Annotated in this window: 20 protein-coding genes; 5 read left to right on the top strand and 15 right to left on the bottom strand. The window is 73.9% G+C overall.

What is annotated here, in order from left to right:
- Positions 1–57 precede the first annotated feature (57 nt).
- Both ACZ6AA_RS19580 and ACZ6AA_RS19575 read left to right on the top strand, forming a co-directional pair.
- Positions 58–726, top strand: a complete 669-nt coding sequence (locus ACZ6AA_RS19580) for a response regulator transcription factor (RefSeq protein ID WP_468457249.1) — start codon at positions 58–60, stop codon at positions 724–726.
- A 122-nt stretch (positions 727–848) separates the two neighbouring features.
- The gene (locus ACZ6AA_RS19575) at positions 849–2,156 is read left to right on the top strand and encodes a sensor histidine kinase (RefSeq protein WP_468457532.1); all 1,308 of its coding nucleotides are present in this window, start codon (positions 849–851) and stop codon (positions 2,154–2,156) included.
- Here ACZ6AA_RS19575 and ACZ6AA_RS19570 read toward each other — a convergent pair.
- The gene (locus ACZ6AA_RS19570) at positions 2,144–2,950 is read right to left on the bottom strand and encodes an SIS domain-containing protein (protein WP_468457534.1); all 807 of its coding nucleotides are present in this window, start codon (positions 2,948–2,950) and stop codon (positions 2,144–2,146) included. The two genes, ACZ6AA_RS19575 and ACZ6AA_RS19570, sit on opposite strands and share 13 nt — an antisense overlap.
- A 191-nt stretch (positions 2,951–3,141) precedes the next feature.
- On the opposite strand from ACZ6AA_RS19570, the gene ACZ6AA_RS19565 reads away from it, so the two are divergent.
- The gene (locus ACZ6AA_RS19565; protein WP_030361523.1) at positions 3,142–3,834 is read left to right on the top strand and encodes a metal-dependent transcriptional regulator; all 693 of its coding nucleotides are present in this window, start codon (positions 3,142–3,144) and stop codon (positions 3,832–3,834) included.
- 550 nt (positions 3,835–4,384) lie between these two features.
- A complete protein-coding gene (locus ACZ6AA_RS19560; protein ID WP_468457536.1) occupies positions 4,385–5,251 on the top strand; it encodes an alpha/beta fold hydrolase in 867 nt (288 codons plus the stop codon).
- A gap of 102 nt (positions 5,252–5,353) precedes the next feature.
- Here the strand turns inward: ACZ6AA_RS19560 and pdxH are convergent, their stop codons facing one another.
- The gene (gene pdxH / locus ACZ6AA_RS19555; protein ID WP_471459442.1) at positions 5,354–6,001 is read right to left on the bottom strand and encodes a pyridoxamine 5'-phosphate oxidase; all 648 of its coding nucleotides are present in this window, start codon (positions 5,999–6,001) and stop codon (positions 5,354–5,356) included.
- Between the two features lie 363 nt (positions 6,002–6,364).
- On the opposite strand from pdxH, the gene ACZ6AA_RS19550 reads away from it, so the two are divergent.
- On the top strand, positions 6,365–7,465 hold the full coding sequence (locus tag ACZ6AA_RS19550) for a citrate synthase 2 (RefSeq protein WP_468457251.1): 1,101 nt from the start codon (positions 6,365–6,367) through the stop codon (positions 7,463–7,465).
- A 152-nt stretch (positions 7,466–7,617) separates the two neighbouring features.
- Here ACZ6AA_RS19550 and ACZ6AA_RS19545 read toward each other — a convergent pair whose 3' ends face one another.
- The 13 genes from ACZ6AA_RS19545 to ACZ6AA_RS19485 all read right to left on the bottom strand — a co-directional run bounded on the left by ACZ6AA_RS19545 (position 7,618) and on the right by ACZ6AA_RS19485 (position 22,845).
- Complete coding sequence (locus ACZ6AA_RS19545; RefSeq protein ID WP_468457253.1) at positions 7,618–8,226, bottom strand: TetR/AcrR family transcriptional regulator; 609 nt, start codon at positions 8,224–8,226, stop codon at positions 7,618–7,620.
- A complete protein-coding gene (locus ACZ6AA_RS19540) occupies positions 8,214–8,975 on the bottom strand; it encodes an enoyl-CoA hydratase family protein (RefSeq protein WP_471459116.1) in 762 nt (253 codons plus the stop codon). Before ACZ6AA_RS19540 ends, ACZ6AA_RS19545 begins: the two co-directional genes overlap by 13 nt.
- A gap of 9 nt (positions 8,976–8,984) precedes the next feature.
- Positions 8,985–10,148 (bottom strand): acyl-CoA dehydrogenase family protein, encoded by a 1,164-nt coding sequence (locus ACZ6AA_RS19535; RefSeq protein ID WP_471459114.1) that lies wholly within the window; start codon positions 10,146–10,148, stop codon positions 8,985–8,987.
- Positions 10,149–10,239: 91 nt separating this feature from the next.
- A complete protein-coding gene (locus tag ACZ6AA_RS19530; protein ID WP_471459112.1) occupies positions 10,240–12,114 on the bottom strand; it encodes an acetyl/propionyl/methylcrotonyl-CoA carboxylase subunit alpha in 1,875 nt (624 codons plus the stop codon).
- Between the two features lie 21 nt (positions 12,115–12,135).
- Positions 12,136–13,737 (bottom strand): acyl-CoA carboxylase subunit beta, encoded by a 1,602-nt coding sequence (locus ACZ6AA_RS19525; RefSeq protein ID WP_471459111.1) that lies wholly within the window; start codon positions 13,735–13,737, stop codon positions 12,136–12,138.
- Positions 13,734–15,461, bottom strand: a complete 1,728-nt coding sequence (locus tag ACZ6AA_RS19520; protein ID WP_471459109.1) for an acyclic terpene utilization AtuA family protein — start codon at positions 15,459–15,461, stop codon at positions 13,734–13,736. The genes ACZ6AA_RS19525 and ACZ6AA_RS19520 overlap by 4 nt, the downstream gene beginning before the upstream one ends.
- Positions 15,458–16,264, bottom strand: coding sequence for a TIGR03084 family metal-binding protein (locus ACZ6AA_RS19515; RefSeq protein WP_468457265.1), 807 nt, complete (start codon positions 16,262–16,264; stop codon positions 15,458–15,460). Before ACZ6AA_RS19515 ends, ACZ6AA_RS19520 begins: the two co-directional genes overlap by 4 nt.
- 97 nt (positions 16,265–16,361) lie before the next feature.
- Positions 16,362–16,562, bottom strand: a complete 201-nt coding sequence (locus ACZ6AA_RS19510) for a hypothetical protein (protein ID WP_468457267.1) — start codon at positions 16,560–16,562, stop codon at positions 16,362–16,364.
- Complete coding sequence (locus tag ACZ6AA_RS19505; RefSeq protein ID WP_468457269.1) at positions 16,559–17,023, bottom strand: hypothetical protein; 465 nt, start codon at positions 17,021–17,023, stop codon at positions 16,559–16,561. The genes ACZ6AA_RS19510 and ACZ6AA_RS19505 overlap by 4 nt, the downstream gene beginning before the upstream one ends.
- Positions 17,020–17,526, bottom strand: coding sequence for a recombinase family protein (locus ACZ6AA_RS19500; protein WP_471459107.1), 507 nt, complete (start codon positions 17,524–17,526; stop codon positions 17,020–17,022). The genes ACZ6AA_RS19505 and ACZ6AA_RS19500 overlap by 4 nt, the downstream gene beginning before the upstream one ends.
- Before the next feature lie 94 nt (positions 17,527–17,620).
- Complete coding sequence (locus ACZ6AA_RS19495) at positions 17,621–18,823, bottom strand: helix-turn-helix domain-containing protein (RefSeq protein WP_468457273.1); 1,203 nt, start codon at positions 18,821–18,823, stop codon at positions 17,621–17,623.
- A 54-nt stretch (positions 18,824–18,877) separates the two neighbouring features.
- A complete protein-coding gene (locus ACZ6AA_RS19490) occupies positions 18,878–19,798 on the bottom strand; it encodes an EamA family transporter (RefSeq protein ID WP_468481428.1) in 921 nt (306 codons plus the stop codon).
- Between the two features lie 206 nt (positions 19,799–20,004).
- Positions 20,005–22,845: an FAD-binding and (Fe-S)-binding domain-containing protein gene (locus ACZ6AA_RS19485; protein ID WP_471459105.1), complete on the bottom strand. Its 2,841-nt coding sequence runs from the start codon at positions 22,843–22,845 to the stop codon at positions 20,005–20,007.
- Positions 22,846–22,951 lie beyond the last annotated feature (106 nt).

Below are 22,951 nucleotides of genomic sequence, written 5' to 3'. Positions count from 1 at the left end.
TCTCTCACGGCAAACCTTTACACCGGCGAAAGGTGGCCCTCGGGTACACAGGGCGGCATGCGCGTACTGCTGGTGGAGGACGAGGAATTCCTGGCCGAGATGATCGCCGTCGGGCTGCGCCGCGACGCGCTCGCGGTCGACGTGGCGGCGGACGGCCTGACCGCGCTGCGCAAGCTCCAGCTCGGCGAGTACGACGTCCTCGTCCTCGACCGGGACCTGCCCGGCGTGCACGGCGACGAGGTGTGCCGCCGTGTCGTGCGCCAGCGCCTGCTCACCCGCGTCCTGATGCTCACGGCGGCGGGCACGGTGCGCGACCGGGTCGCGGGCCTCGGGCTCGGCGCCGACGACTACCTGACCAAGCCGTTCGCGTACGACGAGCTGCTCGCCCGGGTCCTCGCCCTCGGGCGGCGCGCCCGGCCCGCGCTGCCGCCGGTCATCGAGCGGGCGGGCGTCGTCCTGGACACCGCGCGCCGCCAGGCCAGCCGCGACGGCCGCCACCTGTCGCTGTCCCGCAAGGAGTTCGCCGTCCTGGAGGCGCTCCTTCGCGCCGACGGCGCCGTGGTCAGCGGCGAGGACCTGATCGAACAGGTCTGGGAGGAGGACACCAGCTACCGCACCAACGCCGTCCGCGTCACCCTCTCCAAGCTCCGCGCGAAGCTCGGGGAGCCGGGGGTGGTGGAGACGGTGCCGGGGGCGGGCTACCGGATCTCGGGAGTGGCCCTGTGAGGCCCGCCGCCCCGGGCGCGTCCGCCGTGCCCCGCCTGCCCGGCGGCCACCGCCTCCGCGTGTTCGGCGCCCTCCGTGCGCGGGGCGCCCCCCGTCGGCCCGGAGCGCCCCGCGGCCTCGGCATGCGCGGCGAGCGGGTCCGGCTGACCGTGCTCTACGGCGTCCTGCTCGTCCTGGCCGGGGCGCTGCTCACGGGTGTGGTGTACGTCCTCGTGCGGCAGGGCCTGTACTCGTCGATCAGCACGGCGGTCACCACGGCCGTGCCCGGGACCCGGATGGACCGGGACTACTTCGGCCCGCCGTGGGCGATCCAGCCGACGGCGGGCGTGGCCGTGCCCGCACGGCCCCTGCTCCCCGCCGACACGGTCCCGGCGCAGGCCGTGACGCGGGTGAGCGACGCCGCCGGGGAGGCCGCGCTCGGCAGGCTGCTCTCGGTGTCCGTGATCGTCCTGGCCGCGTACACCGTCCTGTCCATCGCCCTGGCCTGGTGGATGGCGGGGCGGGTGCTCAGGCCCGTCGCCGTGATCACCGAGAGCGCGCGCCGCCTTTCCGGCTCCAACCTGCACGAACGCATCGCCCTCGACGCGCCCCCGGGCGAGCTGAAGCAGCTCGCCGACACCTTCGACGCGATGCTCGACCGCATCGAGCGGCTGGTGGGCGCGCAGCAGCGGTTCGCGGCCAACGCGGCGCACGAGCTGCGTACGCCCCTGGCCGTGCAGCGGGCCGCCGCCGAGATCGGGCTCGCCGGGGACCCGCCGCCCGAGCACGTCGCCCGCATCCGTACGAAGCTCATCTCCGTCGCCGACGACAGCGAGCACCTCATCGAGGGCCTGCTGCTGCTCGCCACGACAGAGCAGGCGGCCGGGGGCGCCGGGCAGGGCGGGCACGAGCCCGTCGCCCTCGACGTCACCGCGCACGGTGTGGCCCGGGCGCTCGCCGATGAGGCCGCCCGCCACGACGTCACGGTCACCGTGCGGGCCGAGCCGCTCACCGTCCACGGCGACGGCGTGCTCCTGGAACGCCTGGTGCACAACCTGGTCGCGAACGCCGTACGCCACAACGTCCCCGGCGGCCACGCCGAGGTGACCACGGCCTCCGACACGATCACGGTCACCAACACCGGCCCCGCCGTCCCGCCCGACACGGTCACCCACCTCTTCGAGCCGTTCCACCGCCTGCGCCCCCGCACCCACGCGCGCGGCGAGGGCGCGGGGCTTGGCCTGTCGATAGTGACGGCGATAGCGAGGGCACACGGGGGCACGGCGGAGGCGGAGGCGAACGGGGCAGGGGGCGGCCTCCGGGTCAGCGTGCGATTCCCGCAAGACCCCGAGGAGGGCGCGCCCCGCAGGGGCGCGGGGAACCGCGCGACAAGCCCCCACCACCCCGCAGACAAAAGACACCCCACCCAGCGGAGCCCTCAGTGCCGGTAGAAAATCCGATCCCCGTACTCGGAGAAGACCCGCCCGTTCCAGTCGTGCCCCCCGTCGACATTGGCGGACCGCAACAAGGGCGGCTGAATCCCCCGCTCGGCCAGCGCAGCGGCCGCCGTGGCCATCACGGCCTGCATGAGCGCACTGGCGACCATCGTGGACGCGGGCCCGAAGGGCGCGTCCACGGAGTCGAGGGCAAGCTCCGCGTCCCCCACGGCGATCTTGGAATCGAGGACGAGATCGCAGTGGTCCTTGAGGAAGGTCCCCGAGACATGCCGGGACCTCGTCTCCGTGGCGTACGCCACGGAGGTCACGCCGATGACCTTCAGGCCGAGGGCGCGGCCGTTCATGGCCATCTCCACGGGCAGCGCGTTCCGCCCGGACAGGGAGATGATCACGAGTACGTCGCCGGACCGGGCCGGGCTGGAGTCGAGGACGGCGCCCGCGAGCCCGTCGACGCGCTCCAGGGCCGAGCCGAGCGTCGCGGGCATCACGTCGACGCCGACGACACCGGGCACGGAGAGCAGGTTCATCAGGGCGAGGCCGCCCGCGCGGTAGACGACGTCCTGGGCGGCGAGCGAGGAGTGGCCCGCGCCGAAGGCGAAGAGGCGCCCGTCCGCGGCGACGGCGTCGGCGATCAGCTCGCCCGCGGCGGTGATGCGGCCCGCCTCCTCGTCGCGTACACGCTGCAGGAGGCCGATGGCGGCGTCCAGATACCGCCCGGCGAGGTCGTGGTCGCCGGGCGCGCCCGCGCCACCGGTGCCACCGGTGCCGCCGGTCCCGCCGTCACGCATGCCGTCGCTCATCCGCGAAACCCCTTCGTCCCGCCGTCGTCCCGTCGTGTCGCGGATCACGGTGCGGTCTGGACCAGCGCCCTGTCAATACGGCCCTGGGCCGCCTCTTTTCCCGGCGCAACCCGGTTGTCAGTGGTATGCGTCAGAATTGAGGGCAGGGCCAGCGCACGAGCGAAATCTGAGGGGCACCCATGTCGGGGCTTATTGACACCACTGAGATGTATTTGCGCACCATCCTCGAGCTGGAGGAGGAGGGTGTCGTCCCCATGCGCGCCAGGATCGCCGAGCGGCTCGACCAGAGCGGTCCGACGGTGAGCCAGACGGTGGCACGCATGGAGCGCGACGGCCTGGTGGCCGTCGCCAGCGACCGGCACCTGGAGCTGACCGAGGAGGGCCGCCGTCTCGCCACGCGCGTGATGCGCAAGCACCGCCTCGCCGAATGTCTCCTGGTCGATGTGATCGGCCTGGAGTGGGAGCAGGTGCACGCCGAGGCCTGCCGCTGGGAGCACGTGATGAGCGAGGCGGTGGAGCGCCGCGTCCTTGAGCTGCTGCGCCACCCCACCGAGTCGCCGTACGGCAACCCGATCCCGGGCCTGGAGGAGCTGGGCGAGAAGGACGGCGCCGACCCGTTCCTGGACGAGGGCATGGTCTCCCTGATCGACCTCGACCCGGGCACGGACGGCAAGACGGTCGTGGTGCGCCGGATCGGCGAGCCGATCCAGACGGACGCCCAGCTGATGTACACGCTCCGGCGCGCGGGCGTGCAGCCCGGCTCGGTCGTGAGTGTGACGGAGTCCGCCGGGGGGGTACTCGTGGGCAGCAGCGGCGAGGCCGCCGAGCTGGCGGCCGACGTCGCGTCGCACGTGTTCGTCGCCAAGCGCTGACCGCGCCCGGCTCCGGACCCCGGCGGGCCCCGTCACTGGCGTCAACTCCCGTTACCACAGGTGCAGTTGAGGCGAGTCCGAGACCCGCCGGAGTCCAAGATTCAGTGTGCCGAATCGCAGCGCCGAGGCGGTTTGCGTGCGAGGCTGTCGCGTGAGGCATATGACCTGAGGGCTCTTGACCGCGTCGGTACCGGGGCGGCCGGAGAGGGGACAGACGATGTGCCCGGCAGGTGAACTGGGGCGCGCGGGGCGCGGTGCTTCGCGCGCCGCGCACACAGAGGGCCCCGGCGCCCTTGAGCGCCGGAGCCTGTCCTCCCCTGTGCTGACCCGGAGCCCCGAGCTCCCAGGGTCACCCCCCTCGGACCGGCTTCCCCTAGCGGCCCGCCCCCCGTTGAAGATCTCCCCTCGGCGGCGGCGGTCAATCCTTGAGCATGGTCACCCGAACGAGGGGTGTTGGCGGCAAGACGGCCGCTACCGAATGAGAGTTCGATAGCGTGCCGGGGTGCGTGAGTGAACAACCCGAGCGGAGTCAAGGGGGGTGCCTGGGACCATGGTGCGGCGCATCGACGTGACCGGCGCGGGCGGCGTGAGCCTCGCCGCCTGGGAGTACGCCGACCCTCCCAAATCCAGGGAGGCCGACTCGCCCCCGGGCGGAGTGCTGTTACTGCACGGCCTGATGGGCCGGGCCTCGCACTGGGCGGGCACGGCACGCTGGCTCTCCGAGCGCCACCGCGCGGTGGCGCTCGACCAGCGGGGCCACGGCCAGAGCGACAAGCCGGCCGAAGGACCGTACGACCGCGAGGCGTACGTGGACGACGCCGAGGCGGCCCTTGAGCAGCTCGGCCTCGCGCCCGCCGTGCTCATCGGGCACTCCATGGGCGCGCTCACCGCCTGGCAGCTCGCCGCGCGCCGCCCGGACCTGGTCCGGGGCCTGATCATCTGCGACATGCGCGCGTCGGCCCTCGGGGCCGCCTCCCAGCGGGAGTGGGAGGACTGGTTCAAGTCGTGGCCGGTGCCGTTCGCGACGCTCGGGGACGTGCGGAAGTGGTTCGGCGAGGACGATCCGTGGGTGGAGCGGCCGAACCCCTCGCGCGGGGCGTTCTTCTCCGAGGTCATGGCCGAGGGCGAGGACGGCTGGCGACCTGTCTTCGACCCCGCGCAGATGCTGAAGTCCCGGGAGACCTGGGTGTACGACGCGCACTGGGAGGAGCTGGTGCAGGTCCAGTGCCCCGCGCTCGTCGTGCGCGGGCTCGACGGCGAGCTGGGCCGGGCCGAGTCCCAGGAGATGGTCCGCGTCCTGCCCCGCGGGGCGTACGCGGAAGTGCCCGACGCCGGCCACCTCGTCCACTACGACCAGCCGGAGGGCTGGCGCCAGGCGATCGAGCCGTTCCTGGACGGAGTCCTGGCGGGGTCCTAGCCCCCGCCGGATCCCGCCGGGAGTCCTAGCCCCGCCGGAGCCCGCCGCCACCGGCCCCACCGGAGCCCGGCGCCGCCCGCCCCGCGAGGCCGCGCCGCCCGGTCAGGGGCTGAGGCGCTGCAGGGTCCAGGACGACTCCGGCGTGGCACGGCCGTAGACGAGGCGGTCGTGCAGCCGGTTCGTGCGGCCCTGCCAGAACTCGACCGTCAGCGGGGTGACGCGGTAGCCGCCCCAGTTCGGCGGGGCGGGGACCTGCTCGCCCTCGGGATAGCGCGCCGCCAACTCCGCGTACGCGGCATCGAGTTCGTCCCGGGACGCGATCACGGAGGACTGCGCGCTGGCCCAGGCGCCGAGCTGCGAGCCGTGCGGCCGCCCCCGGAAGTACCGCACGGTCTCGTCCCGCCCGATCCGCTCCGCCGTACCGGCGACGATCACCTGCCGGGCCATCGGATGCCAGGGGAAGAGCAGCGAGACATGCGGGTTGGCGTCGATGTCCCGGGCCTTGCAGGACTCGTAGTTGGTGTAGAAGACGAAGCCCCGCGCGTCGTAGCCCTTCAGGAGGACCGTGCGGGAGCTGGGCCGCCCCTGCGCGTCGGCGGTCGACACGACCATGGCGTTCGGCTCCCTGATCACCCCGTCCCCGGCGGCGGCCTCGGCGGCCGCGGCCGCGAACCAGTGCCCGAACTGTTCGACGGGATCGGCGGGGAACTCGGCCTCGGCGATGCCGTCGGCGCGGTACTGCGCCCGCATGGCGGCCACGTCGGAAAGGGCGCCGCCGAGGCCGGAAGCAGCAGGCCCGGGCGCGTCGGGGGCGGTGGCACGGAAGTCGGTCACGCGGTCATCTTGCCGTATACGAACACCTCGCCCCACAGCGGCAGTCGGCGGGCGCACGGACCACCTGAAGGTGATGTGTGGCACTGGGTGCCGCGGTCCATCGCCAAGGGTGGCACCAAGGGTTATCGTTCCGAAGCCGTGTCGGTTGGGTGACCTCCGGCCGCGCGGGGCATCACCGGGTTACCCCGACCCCAGGGCCAAGGCCTCGGGTCGCACACATGCCAGTCGTACACACACCGCCGTACACACCGTGTCGCCCACATCATGAGGAGCCGCCTGATGTCCGACTTCGTACCCGGACTTGAGGGAGTCGTCGCGTTCGAGACGGAGATCGCCGAACCGGACAAGGAAGGCGGTGCCCTGCGCTATCGGGGCGTCGACATCGAGGACCTGGTCGGCAACGTCTCCTTCGGCAACGTCTGGGGCCTGCTCGTCGACGGCGCCTTCGACCCCGGGCTGCCCCCGGCCGAGCCGTTCCCGATCCCCGTGCACTCCGGTGACATCCGCGTCGACGTCCAGTCCGCGCTCGCCATGCTCGCCCCCGTCTGGGGCCTGCGCCCGCTCCTGGACATCGACGCGGCCCAGGCCCGCGACGACCTGGCCCGCGCCGCCGTCATGGCCCTCTCCTACGTCGCCCAGTCCGCGCGCGGCCAGGGCCTGCCGATGGTCCCGCAGCGCGAGATCGACAAGGCCGAGACCGTCGTGGAGCGCTTCATGCGGCGCTGGCGCGGTGAGCCCGATCCGCGTCACGTCCAGGCCGTCGACGCGTACTGGACGTCCGCCGCCGAGCACGGCATGAACGCCTCCACCTTCACCGCCCGCGTCATCGCCTCCACCGGCGCCGATGTCGCCGCCGCCCTGTCCGGGGCCGTCGGCGCCATGTCGGGGCCGCTGCACGGCGGGGCGCCCTCCCGCGTCCTCGGCATGATCGAGGAGATCGAGCGCACCGGTGACGCCGTCGCCTACGTCAAGCACGCCCTCGACAAGGGCGAGCGCCTGATGGGCTTCGGGCACCGCGTCTACCGCGCCGAGGACCCGCGCGCCCGTGTCCTGCGCCGCACCGCCCGTGAGCTGGGCGCGCCCCGCTTCGAGGTCGCCGAGGCGCTGGAGAAGGCAGCCCTGGACGAGCTGCACGCCCGGCGCCCGGACCGCGTCCTCGCCACGAACGTGGAGTTCTGGGCGGCCATCGTCCTCGACTTCGCCGAGGTGCCCGCGCACATGTTCACCTCGATGTTCACCTGTGCCCGTACCGCGGGCTGGTCGGCGCACATCCTGGAGCAGAAGCGGACCGGGCGCCTGGTGCGGCCGTCCGCGCGCTACGTCGGGCCGGCCGCGCGGGGGCCGCAGGAGATCGGCGGGTACGGGGACCTCAAGGGCTGAGGGGTGGGTGGGGTGGGGGCCCTGCCGGGGGCTCCCCAATCCCACCCCCTCCCGAAACTGGGGCTCCGCCCCAGACCCCGCTCCTCAAACGCCGGAGGGGCTGAAATACAGCAGGAGCCCCGGTTTCGGGAAGGGGCGGGGTTGGGGAAGGCTCAGCGCAGCGCCTCGTCCACCAGGCGTCCCCACTCCACCACGACCCGCTTGCGCCGACCCCCGTCGTCCGTGAGGAGGTTCGCGAGGCCGAGGCCGCGCGCCATGTCGAGGAGGCCCTGGACGGTCTCGCGCACGCCGGGCACGCTCTCGTCGGCGCCGAGCAGCTCCACGGCGATGCGATGGGTCTCCCGGCCGACGCGGGCCTCCAACTCGGCGACTCGGGGCCCGAGTTGGTCTTCGTTGGAGGCGGCGACCCACAGCTGGAGGGCGGCCCGGAACAGCGGCCCGGTGTACAGGTCGACGAGGGCGGCGACGACCGCGGTCCGGTCGGCCCCGGCCGCCGCGCCCTCGGGGAAGAGCCCGCGCAACGCGGCGGACCGCTCCTCGGCGACGTACTCGACGGCCGCGGTGAAGAGTTCCTCGCGGGTGCGGAAGTGGTGCTGGGCGGCGCCCCGCGACACCCCGGCCCGCTCGGCGACGACGGACACCGTGGAGCCCGCCCAGCCGTGCTCGGCCAGGCAGGCCACGGCCGCCTCAAGGAGCCGCTGCCGGGTGACCCGGCTGCGGTCCTGCTTGGGCGCGCGGTCGTCCTCGGTCACAGCGCCCATGAACGCTCCCGTCGTTCGAGGAACGCCTCCATCCCCTCCTTGGCCTCGGCGGAGCCGAAGCGGTGGGCGGAGAGGGCGACGAGGGCGTCCGCTTCCTTGTCGAATGCGTCAAGAACCCTAGCCGTGACGAGTTTCTTCGCGTCGGCCAGCGCCCCCGGAGCGGCCTTGCGCAGCCCTTCGAGCACCGGGTCGAGGACCACGCCGAGGCCGTCGTCGGCGCCCGCGTAGGCCGTGACCAGGCCGATCCGCGCGGCCTCCGCCCCGCCGAAGCGCTCCCCGGTGAGGTAGTAGCGGCTCGCGGCACGCGCGTCCAGGCGGGGCAGGAGCGTCAGGGAGATCACCGCCGGTACGACCCCGATGTGCACCTCGGTCAGCGCGAACGACACGTCCGGGCCGCCCGCCACCACGATGTCGCAGGCCCCGAGCAGCCCGAGCCCGCCCGCCCGGACATGCCCGCGCACCCGCGCGACGACGGGCTTGGGCAGTTCCACGATCTGCCGGAGCAGCGCCACGAACGCCCCGGGGTCCGGCGGTTCGCGCAGGTCGGCGCCCGCGCAGAACGTGGTGCCGGTGTGGCAGAGCACCACCGCGCGCACGCTGTCGTCCGCACCCGCCGCGGCGAGCGCGTCCGCCAGTGCGCCCACGAGGGCCGCCGAGAGCGCGTTGCGGTTGGCGGGCGAGTCCAGGGTGAGGGTGACGACGCCCCGGTCGGGAGCCGAGACCAGGACGGGACCTGTCCGGTTTTCCATCAGAACTCCCTAGTACGACTTGGGCAGGCCGAGGCTCTGGTGGGACACGAAGTTCAGGATCATCTCCCGGCTCACCGGTGCGATCCGCGCCACCCGGGACGCCACGATCAGCGAGGCGAGCCCGAACTCCTTGGTCAGGCCGTTGCCGCCGAGGGTGTGCACGGCCTGGTCGACGGCCTTCACACAGGCGTCGGCCGCAGCGAACTTCGCCATGTTCGCGGCCTCCCCCGCGCCCAGGTCGTCCCCGTCGTCGTAGAGCCGGGCCGCCTTCTGCATCATCAGGCGGGCCAGTTCTATCTCGATGTGGGACTGGGCCAGCGGGTGCGCGATGGCCTGGTGGGCGCCGATCGGGGACTTCCAGACGCTGCGTTCCTTGGCGTACGCGACGGCCTGCGCGAGGGCGAAGCGGGCCATGCCGAGGGAGAACGCTGCCGTCATGATCCGCTCGGGGTTGAGCCCGGCGAAGAGCTGGAGCAGCCCGGCGTCCTCGTCGCCGACGAGTGCGTCGGCGGGCAGCCGCACCTCGTCGAGGACCAGCTCGAACTGCTTCTCCGGGGCCTGGAGTTCCATGTCGATGCGGTGGCGGGCAAAGCCCGGGGCGTCGCGCGGGACGATGAACAGGCAGGGCTTCAGCTTGCCGGTGCGGGCGTCCTCGGTGCGGCCCACGACGAGGGTCGCGTCGGCGATGTCGACGCCGGAGATGAAGACCTTGCGGCCGGTCAGGATCCAGCCGTCGCCGTCCCTGCGGGCGGTGGTGGTGATGCGGTGCGAGTTGGAGCCCGCGTCGGGCTCGGTGATGCCGAACGCCATCGTGCGGCTGCCGTCGGCGAGCCCCGGCAGCCACGTCTGCTTCTGCGCCTCGGTGCCGAAGCGGGCGATCACGGTGCCGCAGATCGCCGGGGACACCACCATCATCAGCAGCGGACTGCCCGCCGCCCCCAACTCCTCAAGGACGATGGAGAGTTCGGCGATGCCGCCGCCCCCGCCGCCGTACTCCTCGGGCAGGTTCACCCCCAGGTAGCCGAGCTTGGCGGCGTCCGCCCACAGCTCGTCGGGGTGGCCCTCGTCCCGTACGACACGGGTCATGTAGTCCCGTCCGTAGCGCTTGCCGAGCGCCGCGACGGCCGCGCGCAGCGCCTGGTGTTCCTCGGTTTCGAGCACGGGAGCGTTCACAGTTCTTCCTCCTGTACGTCTTCCTTGACCACAGTGAGCTGTACGTCTTCCTGCACCGCCGCGTCCGTACGTCCCGTGGGGCCGCCGTCGGCTACGCGTCCTCCTGGACCACCGCGAGCAGCGCGCCCACCTCGACCTGCCGCCCCGGCACGGCGTGCAGCGCGGCGAGGACGCCCGCGGCCGGGGCCACCACGCGGTGCTCCATCTTCATCGCCTCCAGCCACACCACCGGCTGCCCCGCCTCGACCCGCGCGCCCTCCGCCAGGCCCTCCGCGACCCGCAGGACCGTCCCCGGCATCGGCGCGAGCAGCGAGCCCGGCTCCTGCCGCACGGTGGGCTCGGGCAGCGGCACCAGCACGTCGAGGGCCACGTTCCCGACGTACACGCGCCCCTCGCCGTACGACGCCACGGCGAACTCCCGCCGCACGCCGTCCGCTTCGAGGACCACGGCGTCGGGCGCGGCCCGCACCACCCGCACACCGTCGGCGGCCGGGCCGCCGCGCGTGTGCGTGTACCGGACCTCGTGCTCGGCGCCGTCCGCCACGGTCCGGTACCGCTTGACCTGGTGCTGGGAGCGGAGGTTGCGCCAGCCGCCGAAGCGGGAGCGGCCGCAGGCGTCGGCGAGTGCGGCGGCCAGCGGGGCGTGCCGGACGTCGGGGCCCGTGCCGGGGCCGGTCAGCGCGGGCAGGTGCCGGTCGTAGAACGAGGTGTCCATGCGGGCCGCCGTGAACTCCGGGTGGCGCAGGGAGCGCACGAGGAGGTCCCGGTTGGTGACCGGGCCGTGGACCACGGTCCGCTCCAGGGCGCCCGCCAGCTTGCGCAGGGCCTCGGCGCGGGTCGGCGCGTGGGCGACGACCTTCGCCAGCATCGCGTCGTAGTGCACGCCGACGGTGTCGCCGTCCGCGTAGCCGGAGTCGAGGCGCACCCCGTCGGGCACGGCGACGCGGTGCAGGGTGCCGGTCTGCGGGGCCCATCCGGCCGCCGGGTCCTCCGCGTACAGGCGGGCCTCGACGGCGTGGCCGTGCGCGGGCGGCGGCTGGGGGCCCGGCAGCGGCTCGCCCTCGGCGATGCGGATCTGCAGCGCGACGAGGTCGAGGCCGAACACGGCCTCCGTCACGGGGTGTTCGACCTGGAGGCGGGTGTTCATCTCCAGGAAGTGCGCGGTGCCGTCGGGTGCGAGGAGGAACTCGACGGTGCCCGCGCCCCGGTAGTCGGTGGCGCGGGCGGCCCGGACCGCCACGTCGTGCAGGGCGCGCACCTGCTCGTCGGAGAGCCCGGGTGCCGGGGACTCCTCGACGACCTTCTGGTGGCGGCGCTGGAGGGTGCAGTCGCGCGTCCCGAGCGCCCACACCGTCCCGTGCGCGTCGGCCATGATCTGCACCTCGACGTGCCGCCCGCCCTCGACGTACGGCTCGACGAACACCTCGCCGTCCCCGAAGGCGCTCGCCGCCTCGGCCCGCGCGACCTCCAACTCCCCCTTCAGGGCGTCCAGTTCCCGTACGACCCGCATGCCGCGCCCGCCACCTCCGGCGGCCGCCTTCACGAGCACCGGCAGGTCGGCCTCCGTGACCGCGTCCACGGCCGGTGCCGCAAGGCCCATCAGCTCCTTGGCGCGCGTCTTGGACGCCATCGCCTCGATGGCCTCCGGCGGCGGCCCGATCCACACCAGGCCCGCGTCGGTGACGGCCCGCGCGAAGGAGGCGTTCTCGGACAGGAAGCCGTAGCCGGGGTGGATCGCGTCGGCGCCCGCCGCCTGCGCGGCCTTCACGATCAGCTCGCCGCGCAGATACGTCTCCACGGGCGCCGCCCCGGGAAGGCGTACCGCCTCATCGGCCTCGCGTACGTGCAGTGCGTCCGCGTCGGCGTCGGAGTGGACGGCGACCGTGGCGATGCCGAGATCACGGCACGTACGGAAGACGCGGCAGGCGATCTCGCCCCGGTTGGCGACCAACAGCTTGGAAATCATGGGTGGTTCCGTCACCTCTCCTCACATCCTGAAGACGCCGAAGCCGCCGCGCGCGCCCTCGACCGGGGCCGTGTGCAGCGCGGACAGGCAGATGCCGAGGACGGTGCGGGTGTCGCGCGGGTCGATCACGCCGTCGTCGTAGAGGCGCCCCGAGAGGAACATCGGCAGCGACTCGGACTCGATCTGCTGCTCCACCATCGCGCGCAGGGCCGCGTCGGCGTCGTCGTCGTACGGCTTGCCCTTCGCCGCCGCCGACTGCCGCGCCACGATCGACAGGACGCCCGCGAGCTGCTGGGGGCCCATGACGGCGGACTTGGCGCTGGGCCAGGCGAACAGGAAGCGGGGGTCGTAGGCGCGCCCGCACATGCCGTAGTGCCCGGCGCCGTAGGAGGCGCCCATGAGGACGGACAGATGCGGGACCTTCGAGTTCGACACCGCGTTGATCATCATGGCGCCGTGCTTGATGATGCCGCCCTGCTCGTACTCCTTGCCGACCATGTAGCCGGTGGTGTTGTGCAGGAAGAGCAGCGGGATGTCGCGCTGATTGGCGAGCTGGATGAACTGGGCGGCCTTCTGCGACTCCGCCGAGAACAGCACACCCTGCGCGTTGGCGAGGACGCCGACCGGGTAGCCGTGCAGGCGCGCCCAGCCCGTCACCAGGCTCGTCCCGTACAGGGGCTTGAACTCGTCGAAGTCGGAGCCGTCGACGACGCGGGCGATGACCTCGCGCGGGTCGAAGGGGGTGCGCAGGTCGCCGGGGACGATGCCGAGGAGTTCGTCGGCGTCGTACTTGGGCGGCTCGGCGGGGGCGGCCGGGTCGGCGTGCGCCTTGCGCCAGTTGAGGCGGGCGACGACGCGGCGGGCCTGGCGGAGCGCGTCGCGCTCGTCCTCGGCGAGGTAGTCGGCGAGGCCTGAGGTACGGGCGTGCATCTCGGCGCCGCCGAGAGACTCGTCGTCACTCTCCTCGCCGGTGGCCATCTTCACCAGCGGCGGCCCGCCGAGGAACACCTTCGCGCGCTCCTTGACCATGATCACGTGGTCGCACAGGCCGGGGACGTAGGCGCCGCCCGCCGTGGAGTTGCCGAAGACCACGGCGACGGTCGGGATCCCCGCCGCCGACGACTGCGTGAGGTGCTTGAACAGGGCGCCGCCCGGGATGAAGATCTCCTTCTGGGACGGCAGGTCGGCGCCCCCGGACTCCACCAGGTGGATGGACGGCAGCCGGTTGGCGTGGCCGATCTCGTGCGCGCGGAACGCCTTCTTCAGCGTCCAGGGGTTGCTGGCACCGCCGCGTACCGTCGGGTCGTTGGCCGTGATCAGGCACTCCACGCCCTCGACGACACCGATGCCGGTCACCATGGAGGCCCCGACCGGGTACTCGCTGCCCCACGCCGCGAGCGGCGACAGCTCCAGGAACGGCGTGTCCGGGTCGAGCAGCAGCTCGATGCGCTCCCGCGCGAGGAGCTTGCCCCGGTCGCGGTGGCGTTGGACGTACTTCTCGCCGCCCCCCGCCAGCGCCTTGGCCTGCTCGGCGTCGAGGTCGGCCAGCTTGGCGAGCATGGCGGCGCGGTGGTCGGCGTACTCGGGGCTCGCCGGGTCGAGCGCGGACGCGAGCACGGTCACAGCAGTACCTCCGGTATGTCGAGGTGGCGGGCGCGCAGCCACTCGCCGAGGCCCTTGGCCTGCGGGTCGAAGCGGGCCTGTGAGGCGACTCCGGCGCCGAGGATGCCCTCGACGTGGAAGTTGAGGGCGCGGAGGTTGGGGAGCAGGTGGCGGGTGACCTTCAGCTCGCGGCTCTCCGGGATGAGGCTCTGGAACCGGTCGGCGGTCAGGTGGTGGGCGAGCCACCGCCAGGCGTCGTCGGTGCGCACCCAGACGCCGACGTTGGCGTCCCCGCCCTTGTCCCCGCTCCGGGCACCGGCGATCGTCCCCAGGGGCAGGCGCCGGGTCCGGTCGTACGCCAACGGCTGGGGCAGCTCCGGTGGTTCGACGTCGGCGAGCTCTCGCGTCCCGCCCGCCGTGGCCGGGGGGATGTCCACGCGCAGCCCGTCCGGCGTCACCGCCACCTGCCGTACGGAGGCGGCGTCGACGTGCACCGCCTCGAACACGCCGTACGGAGTGCCCTTGCCGGGCGGGGCGGTGACGTGGAAGCCGGGGTAGCTGCCGAGGGCCAGCTCGATCGCGGCGCCGCTGAGGGCGCGGCCCACCACGTCCGCGTCCCGGTCGCGCACGACGAGCCGCAGCAGGGCGCTGGCGGTCTCCTCGGTGTCCGCGTCGGCGCGGTCGGTGCGGGCGAGTTCCCAACGGACGGACGCGGGGCGCGACGTGGCCCGGTCGAAGGCGTCCTCGATCTGGGCGCGTACGAGATCCGCCTTCGCGTCGACGTCGAGGCCGGTGAGGACGAAGACGACTTCGTTGCGGTGCCCGCCGACGCGGGTGAGCCCGGCCTTGAGGGTGGGCGGCGGCGCCTCGCCGCGCACGCCGTCGACGCGGACGCGGTCGGGGCCGACCTGGGTGAGGCGGACGGTGTCGAGGCGGGCGGTGACGTCGGGCCCGGCGTAGCGGGCGCCGGACGTCTCGTACAGGAGCTGCGCGGTGACCGTGCCGACGTCGACGACTCCGCCCGTCCCGTCGTGCTTGGTGATGACGCAGGAGCCGTCGGCGTGCACCTCGGCGAGCGGGAAGCCGGGGCGGGCGAGCGCCGCCGGGTCGAACTCGTGGAAGAAGGCGTAGTTGCCGCCGGTGGCCTGGGTGCCGCACTCCAGGATGTGCCCGGCGACGACGGCGCCCGCGAGCCGGTCGTGGTCGCCGGGGCCCCAGCCGAAGTGGGCGGCGGCGGGCCCGGTGACGAGGGCGGCGTCGGTGACGCGGCCGGTGACGACGACGTCGGCGCCCGCGCGCAGCGCCTCCGTGATGCCGAAGCCGCCGAGGTAGGCGTGCGCGGTGAGGGCGTCGCGGAAGCGGGGGCCGAGGTCGTCGCCCTCCACGTGGGCGACGCGCACGTCCAGGCCGAGGCGTTCGGCCAACTCCCGCAGTTGCTCGGCGAGTCCGGCCGGGTTGAGGCCGCCCGCGTTGGTGACGACCCGCACGCCCCGGTCGATGGCCTCCCCCAGGCACTCCTCCATCTGCTTCAGGAACGTCTTCGCGTACCCCCGGTCCGGGTCCTTGAGGCGGTCCCTGCCGAGGATGAGCATGGTCAGCTCGGCGAGGTAGTCGCCGGTGAGGACGTCCAGGGGGCCGCCGGTGAGCATGTCCCTCACGGCGGTGTGGCGGTCGCCGTAGAAGCCGGAGGCGTTGCCGATCCGCAGGGGGCCGCGCCCGCCCCTCCCCTCCGCCTCGGCGCTCACGCCCCGCCCTCCTCGGCGCCCTTCGCGCTCGCCCGCCCCTCCCCCGGCGGCCCCGCGAACGCCTGCGCGATGTCGAGCCACTGCTCCGCGTCGGGCCCCTCCGCACGCACCGCCAGATCGTCGCGGTGCACCCGACGCGTGGCGAGCAGACAGAAGTCGAGGGCGGGCCCGGTGACCCGCTGGGCCGCTTCGACCGGCCCGTACGCCCACAAGTCGCCGCTCGGCGCGACGAGTTCGACGCGGAACTCCTCGGCGGGCGGGGTGAGTCCGCGTACCGCGTACGCGTAGTCGCGGGCCCGGACGCCGATGCGGGCGACGTGCCGGAGGCGGTCGGTGGGGGCGCGCCGGACGCCGAGGGTGTCGGCGACGTCCTGGCCGTGGGCCCAGGTTTCCATGATCCGCGCGGTCGCGACGGAGGCGGCGGACATGGGCGGCCCGTACCAGGGGAAGCGGGCCCCGGCGGGCGCGGCCCGCAGGACGCACTGCAACGCGTCCCGCCCGGCCCGCCACCGGGCAAGCAGCTCTCCCGGCGCCGCCGCGGCCCCCTCCCGGGCACCGTCGTCGACGAACGTGTCCGGCGACTTCAGGGCGACGGCCGCGTGCGCGGCGAACCCGTCGGCGTCGGTCACCGCGAGCAGCGCGGCCTGGTCGGTCCAGGCGAGATGGGCGATCTGGTGGGCGACGGTCCAGCCGACCGCGGGCGTGTCGAGCGCCCAGCTCGCCTCCCCCAAGTCCCCGACCAGCTGGTCGAGTTCGTCGCTCTCGGCACGCAGATCGTCGAGCACGGCACTGACGTCGGACACGGTGCGCTCCCCTCCGGGCAGGGCGGTGTGCCAGGGAGCATGGCAGCGCGAGAAGAAACAAGCAAGCGTGCTTGGTTATTTTTTTGCGGGACGGGACCTACGCCCCGCCTCCCCGCACCCCCACGGACCACGGGGAGGCGGCCTGCGCCTCCCGCCACGCCCGGCGCAGGCGGGTGCCCTCGGCGCAGGCGGTCGTGATGTGGTCCTGCGGGCAGGCGTCGAGGTGCCGCAGGTAGGCGGCGTAGAGGCGGGACGCCCGGTCGTCGGGCGGGGGCGCGACGGGGCGGGGCGGGCTCATGGTTCGACCCGCCTCAGGGCGTCGGCGGTCGAGAGCAGGGCCCGCAGGTGCGCCGGGTCGCAGAGGCCGCCGGGGTGCGGGGGCGGGACCACCCAGGCCGCGAGCATCGAGGGGCCGCCGAGGCGGGGCACGCCGAGGTAGGCGCCGGTGCCGAGGCGTTCCTCGGCGCCGTCCCAGTCGGCGCACGGGGCGACCAGCACGTAGTACGCCTGGCCGTCGCCGCGGGTGTCCCGGATCACCGGGCCCTGCATCCAGTCGGCCAGGGCGGCGGCCACCGTTCGCGGTTCGTCGCTGCCCACGGCGGCGTGGACGCGCCGGGCGGGAACGCGCACGGCGTCGAAGCGACGGCCGAGCGGGAGCAGCGCGATGCCCCGGTACGCCCACTCCGCACGGACGCGGTCCGGGGCGGGGTCGGCGTGCGCCAGCCAGTCGGAGATCGCCCTGTTCTCGTAGATGGTCATGAAGCACTCCTGCCCGTCGGCGCGCCGCCCTGCCCGCCCCACGCCGGTTCCTTGACGTGCAGGAAGCCCCCGGCCCTCTCGATCGCCCGCGCCACCTCGTCGTACTCCTGGGCGACCGGCGAGATCATCGCTCGCCATGCCGTGAGCACCGCTCCCGCCGCGCGGGAGTTGACGTACTCGACGGCCCGCCCGAGCCCGGGACGCCCATGCGGCGGCAGCAGCCCCGCGTACTCCTCGATCACGTCCGCGATCTCCCACCCGAACGCCTCGGCGTACTCCGTGCACTCCTTGCGGGGCGCCGCCATGTCCACGCACGCGGCACCGCACAGGTAGATCACACAGCGGAACCGCTCTATCCTCGCGGCCCGCGCCGGCACGTCGGCCTCCCCCGGCGCGAGGCCCGCCGCGGCGTCGGCGAGCCCCGCCCGCCGCCTCAACTCGCCCTCGGTGCGGCGGATTCCCGTCCGCCCCTGCCTCTGCTGTCCGCTCTCGATGCCGACCATACGGAAAGCGTGCCCGGACGATCACACGGAGTGAAGTGATGCGGCGTGCGACCGCGCGAGGTTGCCAGGCCCCCGCTCGTACGCTCCGTAGGGCTCAGGCGATCAGGGGTACGCCGATCAGTTCGCTGATGGTCCGCACGCGGGCCGTGGACACCTTCGCCAGGCGCTTGCCGATGACGCCGGGCAGCGCCTGGTGCCTGACCCACTCCGGGGCGTCGAGGCCGACCTCGATCAGGGTGTCCCCGGCCTGGTCGTGGAGCCCGGCGGCGCACTGGGCGAGGGCGACGTCGAGTTTGTAGCGGTTGCGGGCGAGTTTGGGCATGGAAGAGGGCAGTTGGGTGTGCGAGGCCAGTTTCAGCGCCTTGCCGTGGTTGCCCAGTGCCACGGCGATGCCCACCGCCTCGGTGTTCGCCGCGGTAGGGCCGAAATGCGTGCCGTACATCGCCTCGTCACGACCGAGCCGGGCGGCTGCCGCGTGCGCCTGCGAGAGGTAGTCGTCCGCGGACACGGCGTCTCCTCGCCGCGAGGCGGCCACAGCTGCGGAGATCATCAACCTGCCATACGCCATCAGCTGGGGGCGGTCCGCGCTGCTGAACGACGGCTCGATCCGCAAGGCCGCCCGCTCCGCGACGGCAACCGCCCGGGGAACCCTCGCGCTCCGCAGGTGAATCCACGACAACGTCGACTCCAGGAGCGCAGCGAGCACAGCGTCACCGGAGTCGTCCGCCAGATGGCGCGCGGAGGTGAGCGCGCTCAGGGCGAGATCCCGCTGCCCGAGCAGGACCGCGGCCGACGACGCGAACTGGTAGGTGCTCGCCAGGAGCGAGCCCAGACGTTCGCGTTCAGCGCCCGTCGCTTGCCCGTACCTGGCGCTCCCTTCGAGCAGCACCCTGGCGATGAGTTCGCTCAACTCCCCGTACTCGCCTCGCCAGTAGGTGGCGCACACACGATCGTGAGCGGTCGACAGCTCGGCGAGTGTGCTCGGGTCCTCGATGCCGCCCCAGTCGCCGAGGGCACTGTCGTGCACGGCGTCGGAAAGCCGTCGTACAGCAGTCCTGGCGTCCTGGCTCATCCCCCGGCGAGGGGCCTGCTGCCCCAGAATCACCGACACGTCCGTGTTCAACGCATGCGCCAGCTTCAGCAACGAACCGACAGACAGCTCACCCCGGTCCTGCTCGGCCTTCTGCACCAGCGCGAGGGAGAGCCCCGCGGCCTCGGCGAGCCGCTGCTGCGTCAGATCCGAGCCCCGCAGGTGCTTGATCCGCTTACCGTTCGTCAAGTCGGCCCAGTTGCTCACGGTCACCCCAGTGCGTTCGCTCAGGCTGCTGCACTTCCGATGGTAAGTCCCGGCTCAGGGCGCCGTCTTCGCCTTCCCCCGACCCACCTGCGTCCGCACCGCGCCCATGCTGGCCGCGATGACGAGGGTGATCGCGAGGGACTCGACGAGAGTGAGGGACTGGTCGAGGATCAGGAAGCCCGCGACGGCGGCGATGGCCGGTTCCAGGCTCATCATCACGGCGAACGTGGAGGCGGGCAGGCGGCGCAGGGCCAGGAGTTCGAGGGTGTAGGGCAGGACGGAGGACATGACGGCGACCGCGGCCGCGAGGCCCAGGGTGCTGGGGACCGTCAGTTTCGAGCCGGACTCGATGATGCCGAGGGGCAGGACGAGGACCGCGGCCACGGCCATGGCGAGGGCGAGCCCGTCCGCCTGCGGGAAGCGGCGGCCCGTCCGGGCGCTGAACACGATGTACGTGGCCCACATCGCCCCCGCCGCGAGGGCGAACGCCACGCCGACCGGGTCGAGTTCGCCGAAGCCGCCGCCACCGAGCAGGAAGACGCCGCACAGGGCGAGCCCCGCCCAGACCACGTTGACCAGGCGGCGCGAGGCGATCACGGACAGGGCGAGCGGGCCGAGGACTTCGAGGGTGACCGCGGGGCCCAGCGGGATGCGGTCCACGGCCTGGTAGAAGAGGCCGTTCATCGCGGCCAGCGTCGCGCCGAAGGCGAGGACGGTGCCCCAGTCGGCCCGCGAGTGCCCGCGCAGGCGGGGGCGGCAGACGACGAGCAGGACGAGGGCGGCGAAGAGGAGGCGCAGGGTGACCACGCCGAGCGCTCCGGCGCGCGGCATCAGGCTGACGGCGATGGCCCCGCCGAACTGGACGGAGACACAGCCCGCGAGGACGAGGCCGACGGGGCCGAGGGCCGCGCGACGGCCTCCGCCGGTGTCGGCGGACACCCCTCCGTCGGCACCGAGGGCCGCCGCCCCCGCCACCTCGGGCTGCCCGACCGTGACCGGCGCCTCGGCGGCAGCCAGACCCTCGGGCGCCGCCGCCCCGTCCGTACGCGAGATGTTCACGCCAAGCCTTTCCCGCCGTCGCCGCCACGACGACCACCCGTACAGTGCAACCTCATGGACTTCATCGTCCAAGGTAATGGACTAAGCCGGGATTGTGAAACCTTTTGGCCCCGGCCCCACGCTCACCCCTCGTCCAGCGCCTCCGCGAGCACCTCCGCCAGGTGCCGCCCCCGCACCCCCGCCAGCTGCTCCAGCTGGGTGCGGCAGGAGAAGCCGTCCGCCAGGACCTCCGCGCCGGGCGGGGCCTGCCGGACGGCGGGCAGCAGCTGCTCCTCCGCGCAGGCCGTCGACACGTCGTAGTGCCCCTTCTCGAAGCCGAAGTTGCCCGCGAGGCCGCAGCAGCCGCCGGACAGCTCGCCGTCGAGGCCCGCGGCGGCGCGCAGCCGGCGTTCGGCCGCGTCGCCGAGCACGGCGTGCTGGTGGCAGTGGGTCTGGCCGACGGCGGGCCGGTCCAGGCGCGGCGGCCGCCAGTCGGGGGCGTACTCCTCAAGGGCCTGCGCGAACGTGCGCACCGACGCGGCCAGCTCCCGCGCCCCCGCCTCGTCCGGTGCGGCCAGCTCGACCAGGTCCGTCTTCAGGGCCGCCGCGCAGCTCGGTTCGAGGACGACGAGGGGCGTGCCCGCGGCCAGGAGCGGACGCATCAGCTCCAGGGTGCGGCGCTGCACGGCGCGGGCCTGGTCGAGCTGGCCCGTGGAGACGTAGGTGAGCCCGCAGCACACGCCGTCCGGGGGCAGCACGACGGTCAGCCCCGCGGCTTCGAGCACGCGGACGGCGGCGCGGGCGACGGAGGGCGAGAGGTGGTCGGTGAAGGTGTCGGGCCAGAGGACGACGGTGCCGCCGGGGGCGACGGTGCCGACCGTGCCATGGGTGGACATGTCACCGCGCGTACGCCGTCGCCACCACTGCCGGAAGGTCAGCGGCGCCACCCGCGGCAGCGCCCGCCGGGGCTCGATCCCGCCGAGGCGCTTGGCGAGGGCGGCCAGCGGGCCGACGGCGGCGAGGAGGTTGGCGACGCGGGCCGTGCGGGTCGCGGCGAGCAGGCGGAGCCAGCGCGGCAGGCGGCCCATGGCGTAGTGCGCGGCGGGCCTGCGCCGCCCCGCGTAGTGGTGGTGCAGGAACTCGGCCTTGTACGTGGCCATGTCGACGCCGACCGGGCAGTCGGAGCGGCAGCCCTTGCAGGACAGGCACAGGTCGAGCGCGTCCCGTACCTCCGTGGAGCGCCAGCCGTCCGTGACGACCTCCCCGGCGAGCATCTCGTGCAGGAGCCGGGCGCGCCCGCGCGTGGAGTGCTCCTCCTCGCCGGTGGCGCGGAAGGACGGGCACATCACGCCGCCGCCCGAAGCGGCCGTCGTCGTACGGCACTTGGCGACGCCGACGCACCGGCGGACGGCGGCGGAGAAGTCGCCGCCGTCGTGCGGATAGCCGAAGGCGACGTCGACGGGCTCGCGGGGCAGGGGCGTGAAGCGGAGGTTGGTGTCGAGGGGGGCGGGGCGGACGAGCATGTCGGGGTTGAGGAGACCGGCGGGGTCCCAGAGGTCCTTGGCGCGCTCGAAGAGGCGGACGAGTTCGGGGCCGTACATCTTCGGCAGGAGTTCGGCGCGGGCCTGCCCGTCGCCGTGTTCGCCGGAGAGGGAGCCGCCGTGGACGACGACGAGGTCGGCGAGGTCCTCGGAGAAGCGGCGGAAGCGGGCGATGCCGGGGCCGGTGAGCAGGTCGAAGTCGATCCGCACATGGATGCACCCGTCGCCGAAGTGCCCGTACGGGGTGCCGCGCAGGCCGTGCTCGCCGAGGAGGGCGCGGAAGTCGCGCAGGTAGGGCCCGAGGCGGGCGGGCGGCACCGCGCAGTCCTCCCAGCCGGGCCAGGCCTCACTGCCGTCCGGCATCCGCGTGGCCGTGCCGGAGGCGTCCTCGCGGACCCGCCACAGGGCGCGCTGGCGCGCGGGGTCGGTGACGACGACGGCGTCCAGGCAGTCCGCGCCCCGCACGACGGCGTCGGCGCCCGCCCTGGCCTCACCCGGCGTGCCGCCGCCCGTCTCCACGAACAGCCAGGCGCCTCCCTTGGGCAGGCCGCGCGGGTCGCGCACGAGGTCGGCGGCCATGCCCTCGACGGTGAGGGGCCGGTACGGGAGCAGGCCGGGGGCGGCCTCGGCGGCGGCGCTCTCGTCGGCGTAGCCGAGGACGGCGAGGGCGCGGGCGCGCGGCGCCTCGACGAGGCGGACGGTGGCCTCCGTGAGCACGCCGAGGGTGCCCTCGCTGCCGCAGAAGAAGCGGGGCAGGTCGGGGCCGTGCTCCGGCAGGAGGGCGTCGAGGGCGTAGCCGGAGATGCGGCGGGGCAGGTCGGGAAAGCCGGTGCGCAGCAGGGCGAGGTCGCCCTCGACCAGGGCGCGGAGGCCCTCGGGGGCGCCGTCCCAGGTCCCCCGCTCCAGGCGGCGGGGCGCGCCCGTGGGGTCGGCGGCCGAGACGACCGTCAGCCCCCGGACGTTGTCCGCGGTCGTGCCCCAGGCCACGGAGTGGGAGCCGCAGGAGTTGTTGCCGATCATCCCGCCGAGGGTGCAGCGGCTGTGGGTGGAGGGGTCCGGCCCGAACGTGAGCCCGTGCGGGGCGGCGGCGCTCCGCAGGGTGTCCAGCACGAGGCCGGGCTGCACGCGGGCCGTCCGGGCGTCCGGGTCGAGCTCCACCACGTCCGCCATGTGCCGCGTGAAGTCGAGGACGACCCCCGCCCCCGTGGCCTGCCCCGCGATGGACGTCCCCCCGCCGCGCGCCACCACCGGCACATCGTGCTCCCGGCAGACGGCCAGCGCGGCGGCCACGTCCCCCGCGTCCCTCGGGGCGACGACGCCCAACGGCACGCGCCGGTAGTTGGACGCGTCCATGGTGTTCAACGCCCGCCCCGTAACAGAGAAGTCCACGTCCCCCCGGACGTCACGCCGCAGTACCTGCTCCAAGTCGTTTCCGTTACCCATGCCCCACAGGTTGCCCACGCCCGCGCCCCTAGTCACCGCGAACATCAACTCCAGGACGAGCCCGCCCGCTCCCGGGTGACCTTCCGGCGCGGGGCAAACGGGTGGG

The organism is Streptomyces sp. NPDC040610 (assembly GCF_055594065.1).
Note: the sequence above shows the minus strand (reverse complement) of the source record. Positions and strands in the feature narration are given on the sequence as shown.

Excerpts from the sequence above, each read along its gene's own strand:
- ACZ6AA_RS19580 (WP_468457249.1), top strand. The coding sequence starts at position 58 with ATGCGCGTACTGCTGGTGGAGGACGAGGAATTCCTGGCCGAGATGATC.
- ACZ6AA_RS19575 (WP_468457532.1), top strand. The coding sequence starts at position 849 with ATGCGCGGCGAGCGGGTCCGGCTGACCGTGCTCTACGGCGTCCTGCTC.
- ACZ6AA_RS19570 (WP_468457534.1), bottom strand. The coding sequence starts at position 2,950 with ATGCGTGACGGCGGGACCGGCGGCACCGGTGGCACCGGTGGCGCGGGC.
- ACZ6AA_RS19565 (WP_030361523.1), top strand. The coding sequence starts at position 3,142 with ATGTCGGGGCTTATTGACACCACTGAGATGTATTTGCGCACCATCCTC.
- ACZ6AA_RS19560 (WP_468457536.1), top strand. The coding sequence starts at position 4,385 with ATGGTGCGGCGCATCGACGTGACCGGCGCGGGCGGCGTGAGCCTCGCC.
- pdxH (WP_471459442.1), bottom strand. The coding sequence starts at position 6,001 with ATGCGGGCGCAGTACCGCGCCGACGGCATCGCCGAGGCCGAGTTCCCC.
- ACZ6AA_RS19550 (WP_468457251.1), top strand. The coding sequence starts at position 6,365 with ATGTCCGACTTCGTACCCGGACTTGAGGGAGTCGTCGCGTTCGAGACG.
- ACZ6AA_RS19545 (WP_468457253.1), bottom strand. The coding sequence starts at position 8,226 with ATGGGCGCTGTGACCGAGGACGACCGCGCGCCCAAGCAGGACCGCAGC.
- ACZ6AA_RS19540 (WP_471459116.1), bottom strand. The coding sequence starts at position 8,975 with ATGGAAAACCGGACAGGTCCCGTCCTGGTCTCGGCTCCCGACCGGGGC.
- ACZ6AA_RS19530 (WP_471459112.1), bottom strand. The coding sequence starts at position 12,114 with ATGATTTCCAAGCTGTTGGTCGCCAACCGGGGCGAGATCGCCTGCCGC.
- ACZ6AA_RS19510 (WP_468457267.1), bottom strand. The coding sequence starts at position 16,562 with ATGAGCCCGCCCCGCCCCGTCGCGCCCCCGCCCGACGACCGGGCGTCC.
- ACZ6AA_RS19505 (WP_468457269.1), bottom strand. The coding sequence starts at position 17,023 with ATGACCATCTACGAGAACAGGGCGATCTCCGACTGGCTGGCGCACGCC.
- ACZ6AA_RS19500 (WP_471459107.1), bottom strand. The coding sequence starts at position 17,526 with ATGGTCGGCATCGAGAGCGGACAGCAGAGGCAGGGGCGGACGGGAATC.
- ACZ6AA_RS19485 (WP_471459105.1), bottom strand. The coding sequence starts at position 22,845 with ATGGGTAACGGAAACGACTTGGAGCAGGTACTGCGGCGTGACGTCCGG.